Genomic DNA, 19,593 nt, shown 5'->3' on the forward strand with positions numbered 1-19,593 from the left:
AAGTACCCGAAGTACCCGAAGTACCCGAAGTACCCGAAGTACCCGAAGTACCCGAGGTGCCGGAAGTACCAGAGCTACCCGAACTACCACCGCCCGACGTCCCCGACGAACCGCCGCCCGACGTACCGGACGTCCCCGAAGTGCCGCCCGTCCCCGAAGTGCCGCCCGTCCCCGACGTGCTCGTCTTGATCGTCGGCGGGGTCGTCGGTCCATCGACCGAGCCGCAACCGTACAGCGCGAGCAGCGACGAGACGGCTATCGTTACCGTCGTCTTCTTGAAAATATGGTGCATGTATTGGCCTCGACATTGGAAGTGTGTCCGAGCCTCCACTGCAAATTCCGCGCCACAACATCTGTTTCGAAAAGGCGTCGCGTTTTGTTGCGGAAATCGGGAATATCAACGCGATTTAAACGAAGTAGTGACGGTTTCGCGCGACGGGCTCGCGCGGCGCTCGGGCGTGGCGGTTGCGATGTTCCCGGAAGGCGCCGTAACGCGCGGCCGGATGTTACGTAGCGTTCGGCCGCCGGTTACGCGAACGACCACGAACCGAGGGCTGCATCTTTGACGAAACGCGTCGGCCCCATGAACATGGCGCGAAATCTCCCGCCTGCCGGCGATGCCGACGCCGACGAGGCCACGACCACGACCACGACTTCACACAGGACACGGACATGAGCGAACAGGACAGGGAATACGGCAAGGCGCGGCGGATCGAGGTGATGGGCGAGGCGTTCGTCGAGCGCGCGATGCGCGACCTCGACGGATTTTCGCGTCCGTTGCAGAACTGGCTGAACGAACACGCGTGGGGCAGCACGTGGCAGCGGAGCGGGATCGACCTGAAGACGCGCAGCCTGTGCACGTGCGCGATGCTGGCGGCACTCGGCCGCGGCACGGAACTGAAGGGTCACATTCGCGGCGCGCTCAACAACGGCGCGAGCCTCGTCGAGATCCGCGAGGTGCTGCTGCACAGCGCGCTGTACGCGGGCGCGCCGGCTGCGGTCGAGGCATTCCGCAGCGCGCGTGAGGTGATCGCGGATCTCGGGCTGTCGGTGCCCGACGACGAAGCCTGATTCCGCCGCGGCGCCGGCTGCACGGCGCTGAATCAGGCTCCGCGTCGCTCGCGCTCAGGACTCGATACGCGCAGCTCGTGCGGCGGCGTCGGCCGGCGCGGCGGCGACTTCGAGCAGCCAGTCGGCCGTCGCATCCGGAAGCGTGACCGGCAGCATGTGCCCGCCCTCGACGACCTTCAGCCGCACGTGCGCCGATTTCTTCGCGAGCGCGTCGCCGTGCTCGCGCCAGTTCAGGATCGGATCGGCGTGGCCGTACAGCACGTCGACCGGCAGCGTGAGTTCCGCATAGCGGCGCACCATCGCGGGCAGGTCGACGGGCGCCGACAGCAGGTCGGTCGCGGTCGCGTAGAACACATGCGGCCGCATCCCGAGCAGCCCGCCGCCCTTGGTGGGGAAGTCGCGCGGCACGTCTTCCGGCTCGAACACCTGGCGCACGGCGTTGCGGCCGGTCAGGATCGTCAGCGGGATTGCGAAGGTCCACGACACGAAGCGGCGCACCAGCGGCGACGGTAACATCAGCGGCCGGAACGGCGCCGGCGGCTCGGATTGCTCGTGCGACAGCGGCGCGATCAGCGCGAGCCGGCTCACGCGGTCCGGATGGTTGAGGCCGACCGCGAGCGCGATCGCGCCGCCGAGCGAATGGCCGACGAGCACGGGTTTGTCGAGCCGCAGCGCGTCGATGAACGCGGCGACCGTGCGCGCCTGCGCGAACACGTTCGCCTGCGAGCCCGCGCCGCGGGTCGAGCGGCCGGCGCCGGGCCGGTCGATCAGGATCACGCGATGCTGCTGCGCGAGCCGCGCGAGCGGCAGGTACGCGAAGTTGCGCAGTTGCCCCGCGAGCCCGTGGACGAACACGATCGGCGGGCCGTTGCCGTATTCGACGTAATGGATGCGGTCGCCGCCGATGTCGACGAAGCGGCCTTCGGGCGGAAACGCGCGCGTCACGCGGCTGGCGACGTAGCCGGAAAACAGCGCGAGCGCGGCGAGCACCGCGACGCCGCCGAGCAGCACGTTCTGGATCAGATGGAGCGTAGGGGTCATGTCGGCCTCAGCGGGTTTCGAGTGCGGGTTCGGCAACCGGCGCTGTTGCGGCCGGCCCGGCTTTCGCGCGGCGTTCGAAATGCATCGCCGAATCGGCGAGGGCGCTGAACTTCAGCGATGCGAGATCGAGCACGTAGTTTTGATGGAATTTCCACGGCTTGCGATGGCCCTGCTTCGGCAGGATGCCGGCCGCGCGCTGGATGTAGCCCGAGCTCAGGTTGACGGCCGGCACGTCGCCGAGATCGCCGGCGCCGAGCCGCGGCACGCAGGTGTCATAGCCGTTCGCGCGCATGTGGTTGAGCAACCGGCACACGTAGCGCGCGATCAGCTCGGCCTTCAGCGTCCACGACGCATTCGTGTAGCCGAACGACGACGCGAGGTTCGGCACGTCGCTATACATCATTCCCTTGTACGACACGGTCTCCGGCAGGTCGACCGCGCGGCCGTCGACCGTGACGCGCGCGCCGCCGAGCAGCTTCACCTTCAGCCCGGTCGCGGTGACGATCACGTCCGCGTCGAGCTGCTGGCCGCTCTTCAGCTGGAGGCCGGTCGGCGTGAAGCGCTCGATCTCGTCGGTGACGATCGACGCGCGGCCCGCGCGGATCGACTTGAACAGGTCGCCGTTCGGCACGAGGCACACGCGCTGGTCCCACGGCATGTAGCGCGGCGTCAGGTGCTTCGCGATGTCGAAGCCGGGGCCGAGCTGCTTGCTGGCCGCGCGGATGATGAATTTCTTCGTCTGGTCGGGCTTGCGGCGCGACACGTTGTACAGGTACATCGTCAGCAGTACGTTCTTTACGCGCACGAGCCGGTGCGCGAGCCGCGACGGCAGCACGCGGCGCAGCGCGTTCGCGATCCTGTCGCGCGCGGGCAGCGACACGATGTAGGTCGGCGAGCGCTGCAGCATCGTCACGTGCCGCGCGTCGGCCGCCATCGACGGCACGAGCGTGACGGCCGTCGCGCCGCTGCCGATCACGACGACGCGCCGGTTCGCGTAGGACAGATCCTTCGGCCAGTGCTGCGGATGCACAAGCTTGCCCTCGAACGTGTCCATGCCGGGCCAGTCGGGCAGGTAGCCTGCGTCGTAGTCGTAATAGCCGCTGCACATGAACAGGAAGCGGCAGGTATGGACGAGCGTGTCGGCCGCGCCGTCGCGCGTGCGCTCGATGCGCACCGTCCAGCGCGCGCGGTTCGAGTCCCAGTCGGCCGCGACGACTTTCTGGCCGTAGCGGATCGTCTTGTCGATCCCGTACGTGCGCGCGGTGTCGCGGATGTAGTCGAGGATCGTCTGGCCGTCGGAGATCGCGTTGTCGCTGTGCCACGGGCGGAAGCTGTAGCCGAGCGTGAACATGTCGGAATCCGAACGGACGCCCGGATAGCGGAACAGGTCCCAGGTGCCGCCGATCGCGTCGCGCGCCTCGACGATCGCGACGCTCGCATGCGGGCAGCGCTGCTTCAGGTGATACGCGGCGCCGATGCCGGACAGGCCGGCGCCGACGATCAGCACGTCGAGGTCGTTGCCGTCGCCACGGTCATGGCGGGCGCCGGGGGCGGGCGGCGCGTCGCGCCGGTCGGTCGTCGTCGAGGTCATGCGAGGTCCTTGGTCGGCGTGGCCGGGCGTGCGGCCGGGGCGTGGGTGCGTTCGAGATTGCGTGCACGGGCGCGGCGCACATGGCGCAGCATCAGCCACTGGTAACCGGCGCCGAGCAGGCGCGCGATCCGGTCGAGGCGGCGCGCGTCGGCGCCGACGAGCACGCGGCGCGCATTGCGCTCGACGCCCGCGAGGATCTGCCGCGCGGCATCGTCGGCCGTCGTCGCGTTGATCAGGCGGTTCGCCTGCCGGCGGTGGGTCGCTTCGTCCTGGCCCGTGAGTGCGTGGATGCTGGTATCGACGCGGCCCGCATCGACGATGTTCGTCGCGACGCCGCCCGGATGCACGCAGGTTGCGCTCACCGGCGCGCCGTCGAGTTCGAGCTCCATCCTGAGCGCCTCGGTGAAGCCGCGCACCGCGAACTTGGTGGCGTTGTACGCGCTTTGCGTCGGCATCGCGACGAGCCCGAACAGGCTCGACGTGTTGACGACATGCCCGTCGCCCGACGCGCGCAGGTGCGGCAGGAACGCCTGCGTGCCGTGCACGACGCCCCAGAAGTTGATGCCGACGATCCATTCGAGATCGGCGATGCGCGCGGTTTCGGCGCTGGCGGCGAGCGACACGCCCGCGTTGTTGAAGATCAGGTTGACCTTGCCGTGTTCGGCGCGGACGAAATCGGCCCATGCGAACACCGCGTCGCGGTCGGCGACGTCGAGCCGCCGCGTGCTCACGCGCACGCCGTGCTGCGCGCACGCGGCCGCCGTGCCGGCGAGCCCGGTTTCGCTGACGTCGGCGAGCGCGACCTCGCAGCCGCGCCGCGCGAGCTCGACCGCGAGGCTGCGGCCCATGCCCGAACCGGCGCCCGTGATCGCGGCGACCTTGCCGGAAAACCCGTTCATCCGTTGCTCCTCCCGTTCCGCTTGTGCTGCGCCGGCGGCACGTCTATTGTGGTGTTGGTCGTCACCACTTTAGTTTTCGGGTGTCCTGATGTCAAATAGCGGAATGGAGAAAGCACTCGAAACGGAAAAACGGGGCCGGTCGTATGGTGGCGTGGCGCCCGAGGTGCGTGCCGCCGAGCGGCGCGACGCGCTGATCCGCGCGGCGACGCGCGTGTTCGGCACGGTCGGGTTCCGCAAGGCGACCGTGCGGTCGATCTGCCAGGAAGCGAAGCTGAACGATCGCTATTTCTATGCGGCGTTCGACAGCACCGAGGATTTGCTGCGCTGCACCTACCTGCATCACGCGGAGCAGCTGCATGACGCGGTCGCGCAGGCGGTCGCCGCGCGCGGCGGCGATCTGCGCGAGAGCGTCGACGCGGGGCTCGCCGCGTTCTTCGCATTCCTGCGCGACCCGTGTGCGGCGCGCGTGCTGCTGCTCGAGGTGATGGGCGTGAGCGCGGATACCGACATGACGTACCAGCGCATGCTGATCGACTTCGGCAAGCTGATCATGGCGATCGGCGCGCCGCGCGAGGCCGCAACGCCCGCGGAGCGCACGGAGCAGCGGCTGATCGGGCTCGCGCTCGTCGGCGCGATGACGAACGTCGGCGCCGCATGGCTGCTCACCGGCTATCGCGATCCGGAAGCGCAGATGGTCGCGAGCTGCAGGAAGGTGCTGCTGGGGACGTTGCGGGAGATCGGCTGACCGGATGGCATCGCACTGTTCGTGTTACCCCCGGCAATTGCGGGCTGGAAATGAAAAGAAAGCGGCAACCGCACGGCGCACGGGCGCCGTTTTGTTTTTTCGTGCGATTTAGTCGTCTTTTTAATAATTAATAGGCGATCGTTTTCAGGTGGGTAATAAGTTCCGGGAAATCTCCATTGTTTTTGATTTCGCTTCCATGTGGCGATTAATTGATAAAAACAATGTGGAGCGAATTAAAAAAGCGGCGCAACGCAAAAAAACAGCTCGCATTGCGCCGATCGTGGCGCGAAACCCTCCGCGCCCCAGGCACGATTGATCAGGATCCCGTGTATCCGCCCCGGGTCCAGCCGTCGCCGTCCCAGCAATACTCGGTCGTCGTGCCGCCGCTCGTCGCGTACACGCGGATGTGAATAGCGCTCCCGACCAGCCAGCACGTGGCGGACACGTTGTCGCCGGCCTGGTTGAACGCGCCCGTGTACCATTTCTGCCCGTCGTAGCAGCGCTCGGTGATCTTGTTGCCGTTGGCCGTGTAGACACGAATCGACGGCGTGGTTCCCCATGAAATCGCAGCGGTTTGCATTTCCAGACTCCTTGTTCGATTGAATAAAGCGGGGAATTGAAACGTTTCGGTAAACGCGAATTGGCGTATTACCGGGAATAAGGTTAGTAGAAAATCTGGAAAGCGATGCGCGTTTTTTATGATAAATAAAAGGGCGTATTTGTTCGGGGCAAGAAAGCCCCGCGAAAGGAGAGTGGAGGCGCCGTGAGAACGCGCGGCGATCCGGATCCAGCCTGCCGCGCGTTTCGATCGTGTCGGCGCCGCCGGCTCAGGCCGGCGCGACGCTCGTCGCGCGCTCGCGTTCGTCCGCGATCCAGCCGCCGAACAGCCGGATCTTCTGCTGCTGTTCGACACCGTCCGGATACACGAAGTAGTAGCCCATGCCCGTCGGCAGCGATACGTCGAACGGCATCACGAGCCGGTGTGCCGCCACGCTTTCGTCGACGAGCGACCGGTCGCCGATCGCGATGCCGTAGCCGTCGATCGCCGCATGCGTCGCGAGGTCGAGCGTCTCGAAGCTCAGCCCGCGAGTCGAGTCGATGTGCGGTGCGCCGGCATGTGCGAGCCAGCGTTTCCAGTCCCGGTGGTCGCGAGTCGGATGCAGCAGCGTATGGCCGGCCAGATCGTCGAGGCTCGCGAGCGGCTGCCGGTCCAGCAAGCCCGGCGCACACACGGGCGTGAGCCGCTCTTCGAACAGCGGGATCGCATGCATGTCGGGGCCGGCGCCGGGGGCGTAGATCACCGCGGCGTCGAACGGTTCCATGCGGAAATCGACATGGTGGCCCCAGGTCGTCGTGATCTGCACCTGGAGTTCCGGGTGTTCGGACTGGAATCGCATGATCCGCGGCAGCATCCACTGCATCATGCAGGTCGGCACCTTCAGCGCGAGTTCGGTGCGCCGGCGCGACAGGCGCATCGATACCTCTTCGATGCGCGCGAAGCTTTCGCGAACGGTCGGCAGCAGCAGTTCGCCTTCCGCCGTCAGCGTCAAGCCTTTCGGCGTGCGCTTGAACAGCGAAAACTGGTAGTAGCTCTCGAGCGCGAGGATCTGCCGGCTCACGGCGCCCTGGGTCAGGCACAGGTGCTCGGCGGCGCGCGTGAAGCTGCCGTGGTGCGCGACGATGTCGAAGATCTGCAGCGCGTTGAGGGAGGGAAGTCGTCTCATCGGGAAGGCCGGCGTCGAACAGGCGATCGGAAGGGGCAGGTGCGGCTCGTCGGGCGGGGCGCGCGCATGACCGCCGCTCAGTGCAGGATCTTCGCGAGGAAGTCCTTCGCGCGTTCCGACTTCGGGTTCGAGAAGAAATCGTCCTTGCGGTCGTCCTCGACGATCGCGCCCTTGTCCATGAAGATCACGCGATGCGCGACCTTCTTCGCGAAGCCCATCTCGTGCGTGACGACCATCATCGTCATCCCTTCCTGCGCGAGTTCGACCATCACGTCGAGCACTTCGTTGATCATCTCCGGATCGAGCGCGGACGTCGGTTCGTCGAACAGCATCGCGATCGGGTCCATCGACAGCGCGCGCGCGATCGCGACACGCTGCTGCTGGCCGCCCGACAGCTGGCCCGGAAACTTGTGTGCATGCGCCTTCAGGCCGACGCGATCGAGCAGCTTCATGCCCTTCTCGGCCGCCTCGTCCTTGCTGCGGCCGAGCACCTTGATCTGCGCGAGCGTCAGGTTCTCGGTGATCGACAGGTGCGGGAACAGCTCGAAATGCTGGAACACCATCCCGACCTTCGAGCGCAGCTTCGACAGGTTCGTCTTCCTGTCGCCGACCGACTGGCCGTTCACGAGGATCTCGCCCTGCTGGAACGGCTCGAGGCCGTTCACCGTCTTGATCAGCGTCGACTTGCCGGAGCCCGACGGGCCGCACACGACGACCACTTCGCCTTTCCTGACCTCGGTCGTGCAGTCGGTGAGAACCTGAAACTGGCCGTACCACTTCGAAACGTTGCTGATGGAAATCATGTCTGACCTTGAGTCGTATTGAGGCGCGCGCGGCGCCGGTTCAGCGCGCTTTCGCGACGCGATAGCGCCGTTCGAGCGTGCGCGCGTACCACGTCAACGGAAAGCACATCGCGAAGTAGAGCAGCGCAACCATCGCGTAGATCGGAAACGGCTTGAACACCGCGTTGGTGATGATGTTGCCGGTCTTGGTGAGCTCGGTCAGCCCGATGATCGACGTGAGCGCGGTGCTCTTCACCGCCTGCACGAGAAAGCCGACGGTCGGCGGCAGAGCGATCTTCCACGCTTGCGGCCAGACCGCGTAGCGCAACTGCTGCGTCCACGTCATGCCGAGACTCGCCGCGGCATGCCACTGGCCGCGCGGCACGGCGTCGACGCAGCCGCGCCAGATGTCGGCCAGATACGCGCTCGCGTTCAACGTCAGCACGACCGAGGCGGCGATCCACGGCGTCACGTCGATGCCGACGAGCGGCAGTCCGAAGAAACCGAGGAACAACTGCATCAGCAGCGGCGTGCCCTGAAACACCTCGACATACAGGCTCACGAAGCGGCGCAGCGCGGGCACCGGCGATACGCGCATCGCGAGCAGCACGAATCCGGCCAGGCCGCCGCCGGCGAACGTGATCAGCGACAGCAGAACGGTCCAGCGCGCGGCGAGCAGCAGGTTCCGCGCAATGTCCCACAGAGTGAATTCGATCATCGTGCACGCTCCGTCGGGAGGTGGGTTTCGAGGGGGCGGGCGCGCCGCATGATGCGGGCAACACGCGCGAGTCGCGGTGCCGCGGCTGCACCGTGCGGCGTGCGGCCCGTGAAGAGGCGGCGGCCGGCGCGATTGAGCAGCATGCGCAGCGCGATCGACAGCAGCAGGTAGATCGCGGTGACGACGATGTAGATCTCGAACGCGCGGAAGTTGCGCGACTGGATGAAGTTCGCCGCGTACGTCAGGTCGGGTACCGAGATCTGAGATACGACGGCCGAGCCCAGCATCACGATCAGCACCTGCCCGAGCAGCGCGGGATACACGTTCGCGAGCGCCTGCGGCAGCACGATGTGGCCGAACACTTGACGGCCGTGCAAGCCTAGCGCCTGCGCGGCCTGGGCCTGTCCGTGCGGTACCGATTCGATGCCGGCGCGCAGGATCTCGACCGCATAGGCGCCGAGGTTGACCGTCATCGCCAGCACGGCCGCCTGCGCTTCGTCGATATGCACACCGATTCCGGGCAGGCCGAAGAAGATGAAGAACAGCTGGACCAGGAACGGCGTGTTGCGGATCAATTCGACATAGGCCGCGACGAGCGCGCGCGCCCAGCGGGGGCCGGCGAGCGAGATCCATGCGCCGGCCGTGCCGATCAGGCCGCCGAGCACGGTCGAGGCCGCGGTAAGGCCAAGCGTCACGCCGATCCCGCGCGCGAGCATGCCGGCGTACAGGCTGAAATCGCTGAAATCGAACACGTAGGTCATTGCGGTGCCTCGGGTCGTGAATGCGGGGCGGGTACGGAGCGCATCACAGGTCGGCCGGCAGTGCCGCATGCAGCCACTTCTGCGACAGCGTGTTCAGCGTGCCGTTCTTTTTCGCGCTGGCGATCGCGTCGTTGACCTTCTGCATCAGGCGCGGCTCGTTCTTGTTCAGGCCGACATGATCGGGAGAACTGAACAGCGAGAACTTCTGCTCCGGGTCGATCGAAGGATGGCGGGCGATGATCGTCGCACCGACGTCGTTGCCGACCACGAGCAGTTGCGCCTGTCCCGACAGGAAGGCGGCGATCGCGCCGTTCGGATCGTCGAAGCGCTTGATCGTCGCGCTCGGCGGCGCGACCTTGCTCACGCTCAGGTCCTCGAGCGTGCCGCGCGCGACCGCGACCGATTTGCCGGCGAGGTCGGCGGTGCCCTTCACGGCGAGCGATTTCGAGCCGAATACCGCGAGATAGTACGGTGCATACGCGTTCGAGAAGTCGATCACCTTCGCGCGCTCGGGCGTCTGGCCGACCGACAGCAGCATGTCGGTCTTGCGGTCGGCAAGGTACGCCATCCGGTTGTCGCCGGTAACCTGCACGAGCTCGACCTTCGCGTTGAGCGCCTTGCCGAGCAGGTTGGCCATGTCGATGTCATAGCCTTGCGGCTTCATGTCGGCGCCGATCGAGCCGAACGGCGGATAGTCCTCGAATATGCCGATGCGAACGACCCCGGATTTCGCGATCGTGTCGAGTGCGTCGGCATGCGCGAGCGGTGCGAAGGCGGCGAGCCCCGCGCCGGTGCACGCGCAGAGGAGGGCGGTACGGACGAGCAGGCGTTGCACGAGACGGGTGGCTTGGGTCGATGAGTTCATGGTGAGATCCTTGTCGCTGCGGTGGTGAATGGGAAGGGTGTCAGGCGCCGCGTGCGGCGATCAGCTTGCATGCGCGTGCCGGCAGTTCGGCGAATACCGGCATGCCGACGTGCAGGTCGGGCGTTTCGCGCGGCGTCGTTGCGGCCGTCAGCGTGAAGCCGCGACAATCGATCGTCGCTTCGATCGACGCGCCGACGTCGCGCACGAACGTGATCGTGCCGGCAAGCGTATTGGGCGTGGACGACGGCGCCGCGCTCGGGCGAACGCAGACGTCCTCCGGACGGATCAGCAGGCGCACGGCGTCGGCCGCCGGCCGCGTGTCCGGCGCGCACCGGATCGTGAGCCGTTGTCCGCCCGGCAGGACAATCGCATCGTCGCCGTCGCGGGCGACCGGCAGGATATTGCCGAGGCCGATGAAATCGGCGACGAATTCGTTGACCGGATCGCGGTAGATATCGAGCGGCCGGCCAACCTGCTGAATCCGGCCTTTGTCCATCACGACGATCTCGTCGGCCATCGTCATCGCTTCGCGCTGGTCGTGCGTGACCATGATCGTCGTGATGCCGAGCCGCTGCTGGAGCAGCCGGATCTCGACCTGCATCGCCTCGCGCAGCTTCGCGTCGAGCGCGGAGAGCGGCTCGTCGAGCAGCAGCAGGCGCGGCGACGAAGCGATCGCGCGTGCAATCGCGACGCGCTGGCGCTGCCCGCCCGACAATTGCGTGACGAGTCGGTCGGCCATGTGCGGCAGCTGGATCAGCTCCAGCAGCTCGGCGACGCGCCGGGCCTGCGCGGCCCTGGCGGTCTTGCGCAGCCGCAGCGGATACGCGATGTTCTGCGCGACCGTCATGTGCGGGAACAGCGCGAGGGACTGGAACACCATGCCGAAATCGCGCCGGTTGGCGGGAACGTGCGTGAGTTCGCGGCCGGCGAACGAGATCGTGCCCGATGTCGGCGTCTCGAGGCCGGCGATGATCCGCATCAGCGTTGTCTTGCCGCAACCCGACGGGCCGAGAAAGCAGACGAGCTTGCCGTCCGGCACGGACAGGTCGACGTGGTCGACGGCATACGCCTGGTGGAAGCGCTTCGTGACGTGCTGGAGGATGAGCTGGGACATGAGGTCTCCTTGAACGGGCGAGGACGGCGCGCGGATCAGAGCGCAACGCCCTTGTCGCCGACGAGTTTTTCGAGCATCCAGATCAGCGCGAAGTCGATCGCGACGGTGAACACCGCGAAGCAGAACACGGTCGGGTCGAGCGACGACACGGTGCGGCTGTAGAGCCAGACCGGCAGCGTCATCGTGTCGACGCTGTACAGAAAGAACGTCACCGTGAATTCGTTGAACGACACGATGAACGCGAACAGCATGCCGGCGAGGATGCCCGGCCGCATCAGCGGCAGCACGACGTCGACGAGCGCGCGGCGCGGGCTCGCGCCCATCAGGCACGCGGCTTCCTCGAATTCCGGGCCGATCGACGCAACCGATGCCGCGCAGTTCTTCACGGTGAACGGCAGCGTCAGGATCACGTGCGCGACCACGAGCCGCACGAGTCCGAGTTCGGCCGGCAGCGCGTTGAACACGAGCAGCAGTGCGAGACCGAGCATTACGAGCGGGTAGACGATCGGCAGCGCGACCAGCTGCTCGACGAGCGCCTTGCCGCGAAAGCGATAGCGCGACAGCGCGTAGGCCGCGGGTACCGAGACGGCGGTCGCGATCAGCATCGTCGCGATCGCGACGACGAGACTCGTCGTCAGCGCGGTGCCCATCGATTGCGCGCTGCCCGCGTCGGTCGACACGAAGGTCTGCCATGCGGAGCGGTACCAGTGCAGGCTGAACTGGCGCGGCGGGAATTCGAGCGTGCCCGACGAGCCGAACGACATCGTGATCATCGTCACGATCGGCAGCGCCGCGAGGCCCAACACGAGCGTCGCGAGCGCGCCGGTCGTGCGCCCGAGGCGGCCGGGCAGCGGGGTGCGCAGCAGGAAGGCATTCATCGGGCGACCTCGTCGTGACGTTGCAGGACGCGCGCGAGGCGCTGGGAAACCGCCATCGCGACGAGCGTCGCACCCATCAGCACGATGCCGGAAGCGGCGGCGGCAGGCCAGTTGAGCAGGGGCGCGACCTGGTCGTGCACGAGCACCGCGAGCATCGGCACGCGCCGGCCGCCCAGCAGCAGCGGCACCGCGAACGCGCTCGCGTTGTACGCGAACACGAGCAGCGCACCTGATACAAGGCCCGGCATCGCGAGCGGCAGCGTCACGTGGCGCAGCGTTTGCCAGCGCGTCGCGCCGAGGGTCGCGGCTGCTTCGTCGTATGCGCGGGACACCGCGCGCAGCGCGCTCGACAGCGGCAGCACGGCGAGCGGGAACGCCGTCTGGATCAGCCCGAGCAGCACACCGTGCTCGCGGTACAGCAGTTGCAGCGGCTGTTCGATCAGGCCGGTCGCCAGCAACGCGCGGTTGAGCAGGCCCGCCGGCCCGAGCATGACGAGCCAGCCGTAGCCCTGCAGCAGCAGATTCACGAGCAGCGGCAGCAACACGCCGGCGAGCATCAGCCGGCGGGCGAGCCGCGATTCGGCACGCGCCATTGCCAGCGCGACCGGGATCGCGAGCAGCACCGCGCACACCATGCTCTGGAACGCGAGGCGCAGCGTGAGCCACAGCGAGTGCGTGAAGTATGGATCGGCGAGATCGGCGTAGTTCTGCAGCGTGAACGTGTGCCATTCGTCGCCCGGCGTGCCGACGCTCATCCGCAGCACGGTGAGCGTCGCGGCCGCGAGCACCGCGAGGAAGGCGAGGATCGGCGCCAGCAGCAGCCACGGCGGCACGCCGGGCAGCGGGCTTGCGGCGGCGGAACCGGCGTGGCCGGCGGCGGCCGGCCCCGCGTCACGGGAGGTAGACAGCGAAGTCATGTCGTTACGCCGCGAAGAGGCTCGTATAGCGCTTGATCCACGCAGGCTGGACAGCCGCCAGCGCCTTGTCGTCGTGCAGGACGGCCTTCTCCGCGATTTGCCGCGGCGACGGCACGAACGCGCGGCTTTCCGCCGGGATCACGGCCTTCGAATTCACCGGCCCGTTCAGCACGTCGGCCGCCATCCGGCCCTGCACACCCGCATCGAGCGAGTGGTTGATGAACGCGTGGATCAGGTCGAGGTCGCCCGGGTGCGCTTTCGGGATCACCGTGAACATCAACTGCGTCGCGAAGCCTTCCTTCATCCCGTACGTGACGCCCATCCGGTATTCGGGCTTGCGGATCTGGTCCGGGAAGAACGCGGGCGAATAGATCCCGCCGATGTCGAGCGAGCCGGTGCGGAACAGGTCGGCGACCTGGTTCGGGTTTTCGCCGAGCGTCATCACGCGGTCCTTGAGCTCCGCGAGCTTGCGGAAGCCCGGCTCGATGTTCTGCTGGGAACCACCGGCCAGCTTCGCGGCGACGATCGCGAGATCGACTGCCTCGGCCCATTCCGGCGGCGGCAGGAACAGGCGCCCTGCGTATTTCGGATCCCAAAGCGCTTCGTAGCTCGACGGCGCGCTCTTCACGGTCGACGTGTTGTAGATCAGCCCGTCGGACCACAGCAGGTAGCCGATGCCGAAGCCGTTCGCGCCCGTGCGGTACGGCGGCGCGACGTCCTTCAGGTTCGGCAGCCGGTTCAGGTCCGGCTTCGCGAGCAGGCCCGCGTCGGCGAGGCCGGCCGCGCCGACACCGGCCAGCGTGATCACGTCGTAGGTCGGCCGCTCGCCGGCGGCCTTGACCTTGGCGACCATGCCCGAAGTGCCGTCCGCGCGGTCGGCGATCACACGGGCGCCGGTTTGCTTGCTGAAGGTTTCCGCGATGTTGCGCAGTGCGGCCGCACCGGTATCGTCAGACCACGTGAGCAAGCGCAGCGTCTTGCCCGCGAAGCTGCTCGACTGTGCCTTCGCAGTACTGATGAACGGCATCGGAAGGGCGGATGCGGCGAGTGCCGTGCCGAGGGTTTTGATCACCTGCCTTCTGCCCGCCTTGAAGTGTTGCATGGCCGTCTCCTGATGAACGATGCCGTGTGGTTCGATGCCGGTCGCCGAACGGCGGCGCGGGTGTGGATGAACTGTAGGGAGGTCAAATTTCCGCAACAAACGAAATATCCGCATGCGCGGCATGACATAAACGCATGGACCGGTCGGTCTCAGCGGGTCGGCATCATGACCTGCTTGATCTCCTGGAATGCTGCCAGCCCGAACGGGCCGAGCTCGCGTCCGATGCTGCTGCGCTTGTAGCCGCCCCATGAGGTTTGCGGATAGATCAGTTGTGGCGTATTGATCCAGACGACACCTGCCTCGAGCGCGTCGGCGACCCGCTTGCCGCGTGCGGCGTCGCGCGTGACGACGGTCGCGACGAGCCCGTACTCGGTATCGTTGGCGGCCGCGATCGCGTCGTCCTCGGTGTCGAACGCGCGTACGCACAGCACCGGGCCGAAGATTTCCTCGCGCCATAGCGCGCTGTCGGCCGGCACGTCGGCGAACAGCGCGGGCCGGATGAAGTAGCCGGGGCCCGCGAGCACGTCGCCGCCCGTCACGAGCCGCGCGCCGTCGGCCTTGCCTTGCGCGATGTGACGCTTCACGCGTTCGTATTGCGCGCGGTTCGTCAGCGGCCCCATCTGCACGCCGGCGGCGAACGGCGGGCCGACCACGGTCGAGTCGATCCGCCGCGCGAGGCGCGCGATCAGGTCGTCGGCGAGCGGCGCGGCGACGAGCACACGTGAGGTCGCCGAACACATCTGCCCGGCGTTGAACAGGCCGCCGCCCGCGATCAACTCGACCGCGTGGTCGGGGTCGGCGTCGTCGAACACGACGATCGACGATTTGCCGCCGAGTTCGAGGCCGACGCCCTTGATCGTGTCCGCCGCCGTCTTCATGACCTGCGCGCCGACCGCCGTGCTGCCGGTAAACGACACCTTCGCGACGAGCGGATGCGCGCACAGCCGGGCGCCGACGTCGTGGCCGGTACCCGTCACGACGTTCAGCACGCCGGGCGGCAGGCCCGCTTCGGCGGCGATCGCGGCGAGTTCGAGTTCGGGCAGCGGTGTGATCTCGGACGGCTTCAGCACGACGGTGCAGCCGGCCGCGAGCGCGGGCGCGAGCTTCCACGCGGTCGTCACCATCGGAAAATTCCACGGCACGATCAGTGCGGCGACGCCGGCCGGCTCGCGCCGTATCCATGCGCGGTGGTCGTCGCCGGGCAGCGCGACCTCGGTTTCGCCGTCCGTGTCGAGGCGTTCCGCGAGGCCCGCGTAGTAGTCGAACGTGGCGATCACGTCGGCGACGTCGATCTCGGCTTCGGCGAACGGCTTGCCGTTGTTGAGCGATTGCAGTGTCGCGAGCCGCGTGCGGCGTGCGTCGACGCCGCGCGCGATTGCGCGGAGCAGGGCCGCGCGCACGGCGCCCGTCGTGCGTTTCCAGCCCGGAAACGCGCGGGCCGCAGCCCGGACGGCGCGCTCGACGTCCGCGTCGCCGCCGGCATCCACATGCACGATGACCGCTTCCGTCGACGGATCGACGACGGGCAGCGTGGCGCCGTCGATGCCGGGGCCCCACGCGCCGTCGATGAAGAGCCCGGTATGCAGCGGCGGATCGAAGCGAAGCTCGGCAGCTCGACTCATTGCTGCACCTGGCCGAACCATGTCGCTTCGTCGATCTCGATCACGGTCGGAATCGCGCGCGCCTCGGCGTCGCGCAACGCGGCGGCGAGCGCGTCGGGTGTCGCGGCCGCGTGCGCCGCGCAGCCGAAACCGCACGCGAGCGCCAGGAAATCGGGCGTGTACGGATCGACGCCGATCGGCGTGATGTCGCGCGCGACCATGAATTTGCGGATCTCGCCGTAGCCGCGGTTGTTCCAGACGATCACGATCACCGGCAGGCGGGCCTCGACCGCGCTCGCGAGCTCCGGCAACGTGAACTGCAGGCCGCCATCGCCGATCAGGCAGACAACCGGGCGCGCGGGCGCGGCGAGCTTTGCGCCGATCGCCGCGGGCAGCCCGTAGCCGAGCGTGCCGTAGCCGGTCGACGAGTTGAACCAGCTGCGCGGCGCCGGCGCGTCGTGGGTGAAGTTGCCGACGTAGACGGGGCTCGTCGAATCGCCCGCGACGATCGCGCCGGGCAGCGCCGAGACGATCGTGTCGATCAGCAGCGCTTGCGCGCGCGCGGGGCCGTCGTGGCCGGCCGCGATCGCGGCGCGCACGGCGGCCACGCGCAGCGCGCCCCAACCGGCCGCGGGTGTCGGCGCCGGCTTCTCGTGCAGGCGGGTCGACAGCGCGCCGAGCGCCAGCCGCGAATCGCCGGCGATGGCGATCTCCGCACGGGCATTGCGCATCAGCTGTTGCGCATCGATGTCGATGCGGATCAGCCGGCCGTCGATCGCGAAGCCGCCATCGAACGTCACGTCGTAATCCGTTTCGCCGAGCTCGGTGCCGACGGCGAGCACGACATCCGCGTCGCGGATCGCCGCGCGGGTGGGCGGCAGCGACTGCGTGGAGCCGATCAGCAACGGATGACCGGCCGGCAGCAAGCCCTTCGCGTTGATCGTCAGCGCGACCGGCGCGTGCAGGCGCTCGGCGAGTTCGCGCAGTTCGGCCGCCGCGTGGACGGCGCCGCCGCCTGCCAGGATCAGCGGCCGGCGCGCGTGCGCGAGCAGGTCCGCGGCCGCTGCGAGCGCATTTGCGTCGGGCGCGGGTTTCGTGGGCAGGGCAACCGGGGCGTCGGGCATCGCGCTGGCCGGCATGACGATCACGTCGAGCGGAATCTCGATATGCACGGGCCGCGGCCGCGCGCTTTCGAAGACTGCGAATGCGCGCGCGAGGACCTGCGGCAGGTCGGCCGCGTCGAGCAGCGTGTGCGAGAACGCGGTGAGGCCCGCGAACACATCGCGCTGCGACGGCAGCTCGTGCAGGCGGCCGTCGCCGCTGCCGAGCTCGCGCCGCGCGTTGACGCTCGAGATCACCAGCATCGGGATCGAATCCGCGTAGGCCTGTGCCATCGCGGTCGCGATATTGGTCATCCCCGGCCCGGTGATGATGAAGCAGACGCCCGGCCGGCCCGTGACGCGTGCATAGCCGTCGGCCATGAAGCCGGCTCCCTGTTCGTGGCGCGGCGTCACATGGCGGATCGACGATGCGGCGAGACCGCGATAGAGCTCGACGGTATGCACGCCGGGAATGCCGAACACGCATTCGACGCCATAGCGTTCGAGCAGGTCGACGAGCGCTTCGCCGCAGGTGCGGGGGCGGCCATGGAACGGTGCCGGCGCGGCCGTGCGGGCCTCGGCGATGCAGGAGAGGGAAGCTGGGTGGTTCATGGATCGTGATGTGCCGGTTGGGAGGGTGAGTGGCCCGTACCGCAAACGAGGGGGCATGAAGCGGATTGTCGGCGTCGATCCGGGTCGCCAACAATCGATTAGTTCTCATGCGGCGCATGAGTGACGTGCATGGCGACGCCCGCTGATGGAGCGTCGCGATTCGTCGGTGGAATGCACGGGCCGGCATGGGCGATTAGGTCGCCGCTCAGGAGACGGTGCGAACTCCGGTGCGGCCGGCGACCGTCAAAGCGCGGCAGCCGCAACGGATTTCAGCTTGCGTCAATGCTCGCGCTTCCCCTTTCGTACCGGCCGCGTGTCCCCGATCCTCCCCTTCATCGCATCGATGAACGCCCGCACCTTCGACGAAGGCAATCGTGTCGACGGATACACCGCATGGATCCCGGCCGGCGCCGAGCGCCATGCGGGCAGCAGTCGCACGAGCCGGCCGTCCGCGATGTCGTCGGCGGTCGAGAAATCCGTCAGCAAGCCGAATGCGCCGCCGGCCAGCACGATCGCGCGGCAGGCGGTCGCGGTGTTCGACACGAAACGCGGCACGCAGCGCACCGATGCCTTGCCGCCGCGCGCGCTTTCAAGCTCGAGCGTCTGCGGGCGCGCCAGCGTCGACAGCATCACGAACGGCAGCGCGGCGAGCGTGTCCGTATCGCGCGGCAGCCCGTAGCGCGCGACGAACGCAGGGCTCGCGACCAGCCATTTCTCGTACGTGCCGAGCTGCACCGCGCGATAGTTCGAATCGGCGAGGCGGCCGATGCGGATCGCGACGTCGAGGTTGTCCGCGACGAGATCGACGACGCGGTCGTTCGCGACGAGTTCGATGTCGAGCCCCGGATGCAAGTCGCGCAGCGCGACGACGGCCGGCGCGACGACCTGTGCGCCGTAGTCGATCGGCACGCTCACGCGCAGCGTGCCGCGAAGCGGCCCCGCGTCGGACGACACCGCATCGAGCGCGGTTTCGGTGGCGCGCACGATGGCGCGGCACGCGTCGTAGAAGGTACGTCCGGCGTCGGTCACGCTCAGCCGCCGCGTCGTGCGCACCAGCAGGTTCGCGCCGACCTCGGATTCGAGGCGCTGCATGTGCGTGCTGACGACCGTCTTCGCGAGGCCGAGCCGCTCGGCCGCGGCCGTCAGCGAGCCGGCATCGACCACCGCGACGAAGATCGCCAGCCGGTTCAGGTTCACGTCACGCAGATCGGCCATCGTCGATTGTCCTATAGGAGCGGATAATGTTTCAGCGATTATCCGTCTTCTGGCCATGAACCGCGAGCGCTACTGTGGGGCTGTTCGTCGCCGACTCCCGGCGACGCGAGATTCCGGAGTGTTTTCCATGTCCGTCGCCAGCAAGCACGCTGCCGTTGAGCCTGTCACCGGTAAGCCTGTCACCGGTAAGCCCGTCGCCGGTGTGCCCGTCGCCGGTGTGCCCGTCGCCCCGATTCGCGTCTATTCGTTCCTGCTTTCCGGGCACGCGCATCGCGTCCGGTTGTTCCTGTCGCTGCTCGGCTTGCCGTCCGAGATCGTCGACGTCGACCTCGCGGCCGGCGCGCAGCGCGAACCGGCGTTCCTCGCGCTCAATCCGCTCGGGCAGGTGCCGGTGATCGACGACGGCGGCACCGTGCTCGCCGATTCGAACGCGATCCTCGTGTATCTCGCGAAACGCTACGGCGACGCGCACTGGCTGCCGGACGACCCGGCCGGCGCGGCGGCCGTGCAGCGCTGGCTGTCGTACGCGGCCGGCCCGATCGCGTCGGGGCCCGCGGCGGCACGGCTCGTGACCGTGTTCGGCGCGCCGCTCGACCAGGAGGCGGCCAAGCGTACGGCCGCGAAGCTGCTCGACGTGATCGACCGCGAACTGGCCGGCAAGCCGTTTGCGGCCGGCGCGCAGCCGACGATCGCGGACATTGCCGCATACACGTACATCGCGCACGCGCCGGAAGGCGGCGTGTCGCTCGAACCGTATCCGCACGTGCGCGCATGGCTGGCACGTGTCGAGGCGCTGCCGGGTTTCGTCGGCATGCCGACGACGCGCGCGGGCCTGCTCGCCGCATAACGTCAACCGA

General features: G+C 67.9%; 20 protein-coding genes and 1 pseudogene. 5 read left to right on the forward strand and 16 right to left on the reverse strand.

What is annotated here, in order from left to right:
- Both OEJ37_RS21125 and OEJ37_RS21130 read left to right on the forward strand, forming a co-directional pair.
- Positions 1-566: pseudogene (locus OEJ37_RS21125) on the forward strand (hypothetical protein); the annotation flags it as partial.
- A 106-nt stretch (positions 567-672) separates the two neighbouring features.
- Positions 673-1,071 carry a carboxymuconolactone decarboxylase family protein gene (locus OEJ37_RS21130; protein ID WP_152862010.1) on the forward strand — a complete coding sequence of 133 codons (399 nt, stop codon included), beginning with the start codon at positions 673-675 and terminating at the stop codon, positions 1,069-1,071.
- Between the two features lie 54 nt (positions 1,072-1,125).
- Here OEJ37_RS21130 and OEJ37_RS21135 read toward each other — a convergent pair whose 3' ends face one another.
- The 3 genes from OEJ37_RS21135 to OEJ37_RS21145 are packed head-to-tail and all read right to left on the reverse strand — an operon-like array spanning position 1,126 to position 4,602.
- The gene (locus OEJ37_RS21135) at positions 1,126-2,112 is read right to left on the reverse strand and encodes an alpha/beta fold hydrolase (RefSeq protein ID WP_174421522.1); all 987 of its coding nucleotides are present in this window, start codon (positions 2,110-2,112) and stop codon (positions 1,126-1,128) included.
- Positions 2,113-2,119: 7 nt separating this feature from the next.
- Positions 2,120-3,703 carry a flavin-containing monooxygenase gene (locus OEJ37_RS21140; RefSeq protein ID WP_263345378.1) on the reverse strand — a complete coding sequence of 528 codons (1,584 nt, stop codon included), beginning with the start codon at positions 3,701-3,703 and terminating at the stop codon, positions 2,120-2,122.
- A complete protein-coding gene (locus OEJ37_RS21145; protein WP_175943502.1) occupies positions 3,700-4,602 on the reverse strand; it encodes an SDR family NAD(P)-dependent oxidoreductase in 903 nt (300 codons plus the stop codon). The genes OEJ37_RS21140 and OEJ37_RS21145 overlap by 4 nt, the downstream gene beginning before the upstream one ends.
- Before the next feature lie 88 nt (positions 4,603-4,690).
- Between OEJ37_RS21145 and OEJ37_RS21150 the strand changes: the two genes are divergently transcribed.
- Both OEJ37_RS21150 and OEJ37_RS21155 read left to right on the forward strand, forming a co-directional pair.
- The gene (locus OEJ37_RS21150) at positions 4,691-5,347 is read left to right on the forward strand and encodes a TetR/AcrR family transcriptional regulator (RefSeq protein ID WP_152862018.1); all 657 of its coding nucleotides are present in this window, start codon (positions 4,691-4,693) and stop codon (positions 5,345-5,347) included.
- A gap of 148 nt (positions 5,348-5,495) precedes the next feature.
- On the forward strand, positions 5,496-5,663 hold the full coding sequence (locus OEJ37_RS21155) for a hypothetical protein (protein WP_263345379.1): 168 nt from the start codon (positions 5,496-5,498) through the stop codon (positions 5,661-5,663).
- Here the strand turns inward: OEJ37_RS21155 and OEJ37_RS21160 are convergent, their stop codons facing one another.
- From OEJ37_RS21160 to OEJ37_RS21220, 13 genes are all read right to left on the reverse strand, one after another.
- Positions 5,664-5,927 carry a fucose-binding lectin protein gene (locus tag OEJ37_RS21160; RefSeq protein WP_174383081.1) on the reverse strand — a complete coding sequence of 88 codons (264 nt, stop codon included), beginning with the start codon at positions 5,925-5,927 and terminating at the stop codon, positions 5,664-5,666.
- A gap of 247 nt (positions 5,928-6,174) precedes the next feature.
- Complete coding sequence (locus OEJ37_RS21165) at positions 6,175-7,071, reverse strand: LysR substrate-binding domain-containing protein (RefSeq protein ID WP_263345381.1); 897 nt, start codon at positions 7,069-7,071, stop codon at positions 6,175-6,177.
- 77 nt (positions 7,072-7,148) lie between these two features.
- A complete protein-coding gene (locus OEJ37_RS21170; protein WP_263345383.1) occupies positions 7,149-7,874 on the reverse strand; it encodes an amino acid ABC transporter ATP-binding protein in 726 nt (241 codons plus the stop codon).
- Between the two features lie 40 nt (positions 7,875-7,914).
- Positions 7,915-8,571 (reverse strand): amino acid ABC transporter permease, encoded by a 657-nt coding sequence (locus tag OEJ37_RS21175; protein ID WP_175917525.1) that lies wholly within the window; start codon positions 8,569-8,571, stop codon positions 7,915-7,917.
- A complete protein-coding gene (locus OEJ37_RS21180) occupies positions 8,568-9,332 on the reverse strand; it encodes an amino acid ABC transporter permease (protein ID WP_175917526.1) in 765 nt (254 codons plus the stop codon). Before OEJ37_RS21180 ends, OEJ37_RS21175 begins: the two co-directional genes overlap by 4 nt.
- A gap of 43 nt (positions 9,333-9,375) precedes the next feature.
- On the reverse strand, positions 9,376-10,197 hold the full coding sequence (locus OEJ37_RS21185) for a transporter substrate-binding domain-containing protein (RefSeq protein ID WP_263345384.1): 822 nt from the start codon (positions 10,195-10,197) through the stop codon (positions 9,376-9,378).
- 40 nt (positions 10,198-10,237) lie between these two features.
- Entirely contained in the window at positions 10,238-11,311 is a 1,074-nt protein-coding gene (locus tag OEJ37_RS21190; protein ID WP_174421512.1) for an ABC transporter ATP-binding protein, read from the reverse strand.
- 35 nt (positions 11,312-11,346) lie between these two features.
- Positions 11,347-12,189, reverse strand: a complete 843-nt coding sequence (locus OEJ37_RS21195; protein WP_263345386.1) for an ABC transporter permease — start codon at positions 12,187-12,189, stop codon at positions 11,347-11,349.
- Entirely contained in the window at positions 12,186-13,106 is a 921-nt protein-coding gene (locus OEJ37_RS21200) for an ABC transporter permease (protein ID WP_263345388.1), read from the reverse strand. The genes OEJ37_RS21195 and OEJ37_RS21200 overlap by 4 nt, the downstream gene beginning before the upstream one ends.
- A gap of 4 nt (positions 13,107-13,110) precedes the next feature.
- Positions 13,111-14,208, reverse strand: a complete 1,098-nt coding sequence (locus OEJ37_RS21205; protein WP_263345390.1) for a PotD/PotF family extracellular solute-binding protein — start codon at positions 14,206-14,208, stop codon at positions 13,111-13,113.
- A 149-nt stretch (positions 14,209-14,357) separates the two neighbouring features.
- Entirely contained in the window at positions 14,358-15,830 is a 1,473-nt protein-coding gene (locus OEJ37_RS21210) for an aldehyde dehydrogenase family protein (RefSeq protein ID WP_263345392.1), read from the reverse strand.
- On the reverse strand, positions 15,827-17,521 hold the full coding sequence (locus OEJ37_RS21215) for a 5-guanidino-2-oxopentanoate decarboxylase (protein ID WP_263345394.1): 1,695 nt from the start codon (positions 17,519-17,521) through the stop codon (positions 15,827-15,829). Before OEJ37_RS21215 ends, OEJ37_RS21210 begins: the two co-directional genes overlap by 4 nt.
- Before the next feature lie 279 nt (positions 17,522-17,800).
- Positions 17,801-18,736 (reverse strand): LysR family transcriptional regulator, encoded by a 936-nt coding sequence (locus OEJ37_RS21220; RefSeq protein WP_175943481.1) that lies wholly within the window; start codon positions 18,734-18,736, stop codon positions 17,801-17,803.
- A gap of 202 nt (positions 18,737-18,938) precedes the next feature.
- Here OEJ37_RS21220 and OEJ37_RS21225 point away from each other — a divergent pair, with 202 nt between their 5' ends.
- Positions 18,939-19,583 (forward strand): glutathione S-transferase family protein, encoded by a 645-nt coding sequence (locus OEJ37_RS21225; protein WP_263345586.1) that lies wholly within the window; start codon positions 18,939-18,941, stop codon positions 19,581-19,583.
- Positions 19,584-19,593: the final 10 nt, after the last annotated feature.

Source organism: Burkholderia sp. BKH01, assembly GCF_025685725.1.
Lineage (GTDB): Bacteria > Pseudomonadota > Gammaproteobacteria > Burkholderiales > Burkholderiaceae > Burkholderia > Burkholderia pyrrocinia_C.

Bases quoted from the DNA above. Each gene is read 5' to 3' on its own strand.
- OEJ37_RS21175 (WP_175917525.1), bottom strand. From the start codon at position 8,571: ATGATCGAATTCACTCTGTGGGACATTGCGCGGAACCTGCTGCTCGCC.
- OEJ37_RS21140 (WP_263345378.1), bottom strand. From the start codon at position 3,703: ATGACCTCGACGACGACCGACCGGCGCGACGCGCCGCCCGCCCCCGGC.
- OEJ37_RS21185 (WP_263345384.1), bottom strand. From the start codon at position 10,197: ATGAACTCATCGACCCAAGCCACCCGTCTCGTGCAACGCCTGCTCGTC.
- OEJ37_RS21150 (WP_152862018.1), top strand. From the start codon at position 4,691: ATGTCAAATAGCGGAATGGAGAAAGCACTCGAAACGGAAAAACGGGGC.
- OEJ37_RS21170 (WP_263345383.1), bottom strand. From the start codon at position 7,874: ATGATTTCCATCAGCAACGTTTCGAAGTGGTACGGCCAGTTTCAGGTT.
- OEJ37_RS21220 (WP_175943481.1), bottom strand. From the start codon at position 18,736: ATGGCCGATCTGCGTGACGTGAACCTGAACCGGCTGGCGATCTTCGTC.
- OEJ37_RS21200 (WP_263345388.1), bottom strand. From the start codon at position 13,106: ATGACTTCGCTGTCTACCTCCCGTGACGCGGGGCCGGCCGCCGCCGGC.
- OEJ37_RS21210 (WP_263345392.1), bottom strand. From the start codon at position 15,830: ATGAGTCGAGCTGCCGAGCTTCGCTTCGATCCGCCGCTGCATACCGGG.
- OEJ37_RS21135 (WP_174421522.1), bottom strand. From the start codon at position 2,112: ATGACCCCTACGCTCCATCTGATCCAGAACGTGCTGCTCGGCGGCGTC.
- OEJ37_RS21165 (WP_263345381.1), bottom strand. From the start codon at position 7,071: ATGAGACGACTTCCCTCCCTCAACGCGCTGCAGATCTTCGACATCGTC.
- OEJ37_RS21190 (WP_174421512.1), bottom strand. From the start codon at position 11,311: ATGTCCCAGCTCATCCTCCAGCACGTCACGAAGCGCTTCCACCAGGCG.
- OEJ37_RS21130 (WP_152862010.1), top strand. From the start codon at position 673: ATGAGCGAACAGGACAGGGAATACGGCAAGGCGCGGCGGATCGAGGTG.
- OEJ37_RS21145 (WP_175943502.1), bottom strand. From the start codon at position 4,602: ATGAACGGGTTTTCCGGCAAGGTCGCCGCGATCACGGGCGCCGGTTCG.
- OEJ37_RS21180 (WP_175917526.1), bottom strand. From the start codon at position 9,332: ATGACCTACGTGTTCGATTTCAGCGATTTCAGCCTGTACGCCGGCATG.
- OEJ37_RS21205 (WP_263345390.1), bottom strand. From the start codon at position 14,208: ATGCAACACTTCAAGGCGGGCAGAAGGCAGGTGATCAAAACCCTCGGC.
- OEJ37_RS21215 (WP_263345394.1), bottom strand. From the start codon at position 17,521: ATGAACCACCCAGCTTCCCTCTCCTGCATCGCCGAGGCCCGCACGGCC.
- OEJ37_RS21195 (WP_263345386.1), bottom strand. From the start codon at position 12,189: ATGAATGCCTTCCTGCTGCGCACCCCGCTGCCCGGCCGCCTCGGGCGC.
- OEJ37_RS21160 (WP_174383081.1), bottom strand. From the start codon at position 5,927: ATGCAAACCGCTGCGATTTCATGGGGAACCACGCCGTCGATTCGTGTC.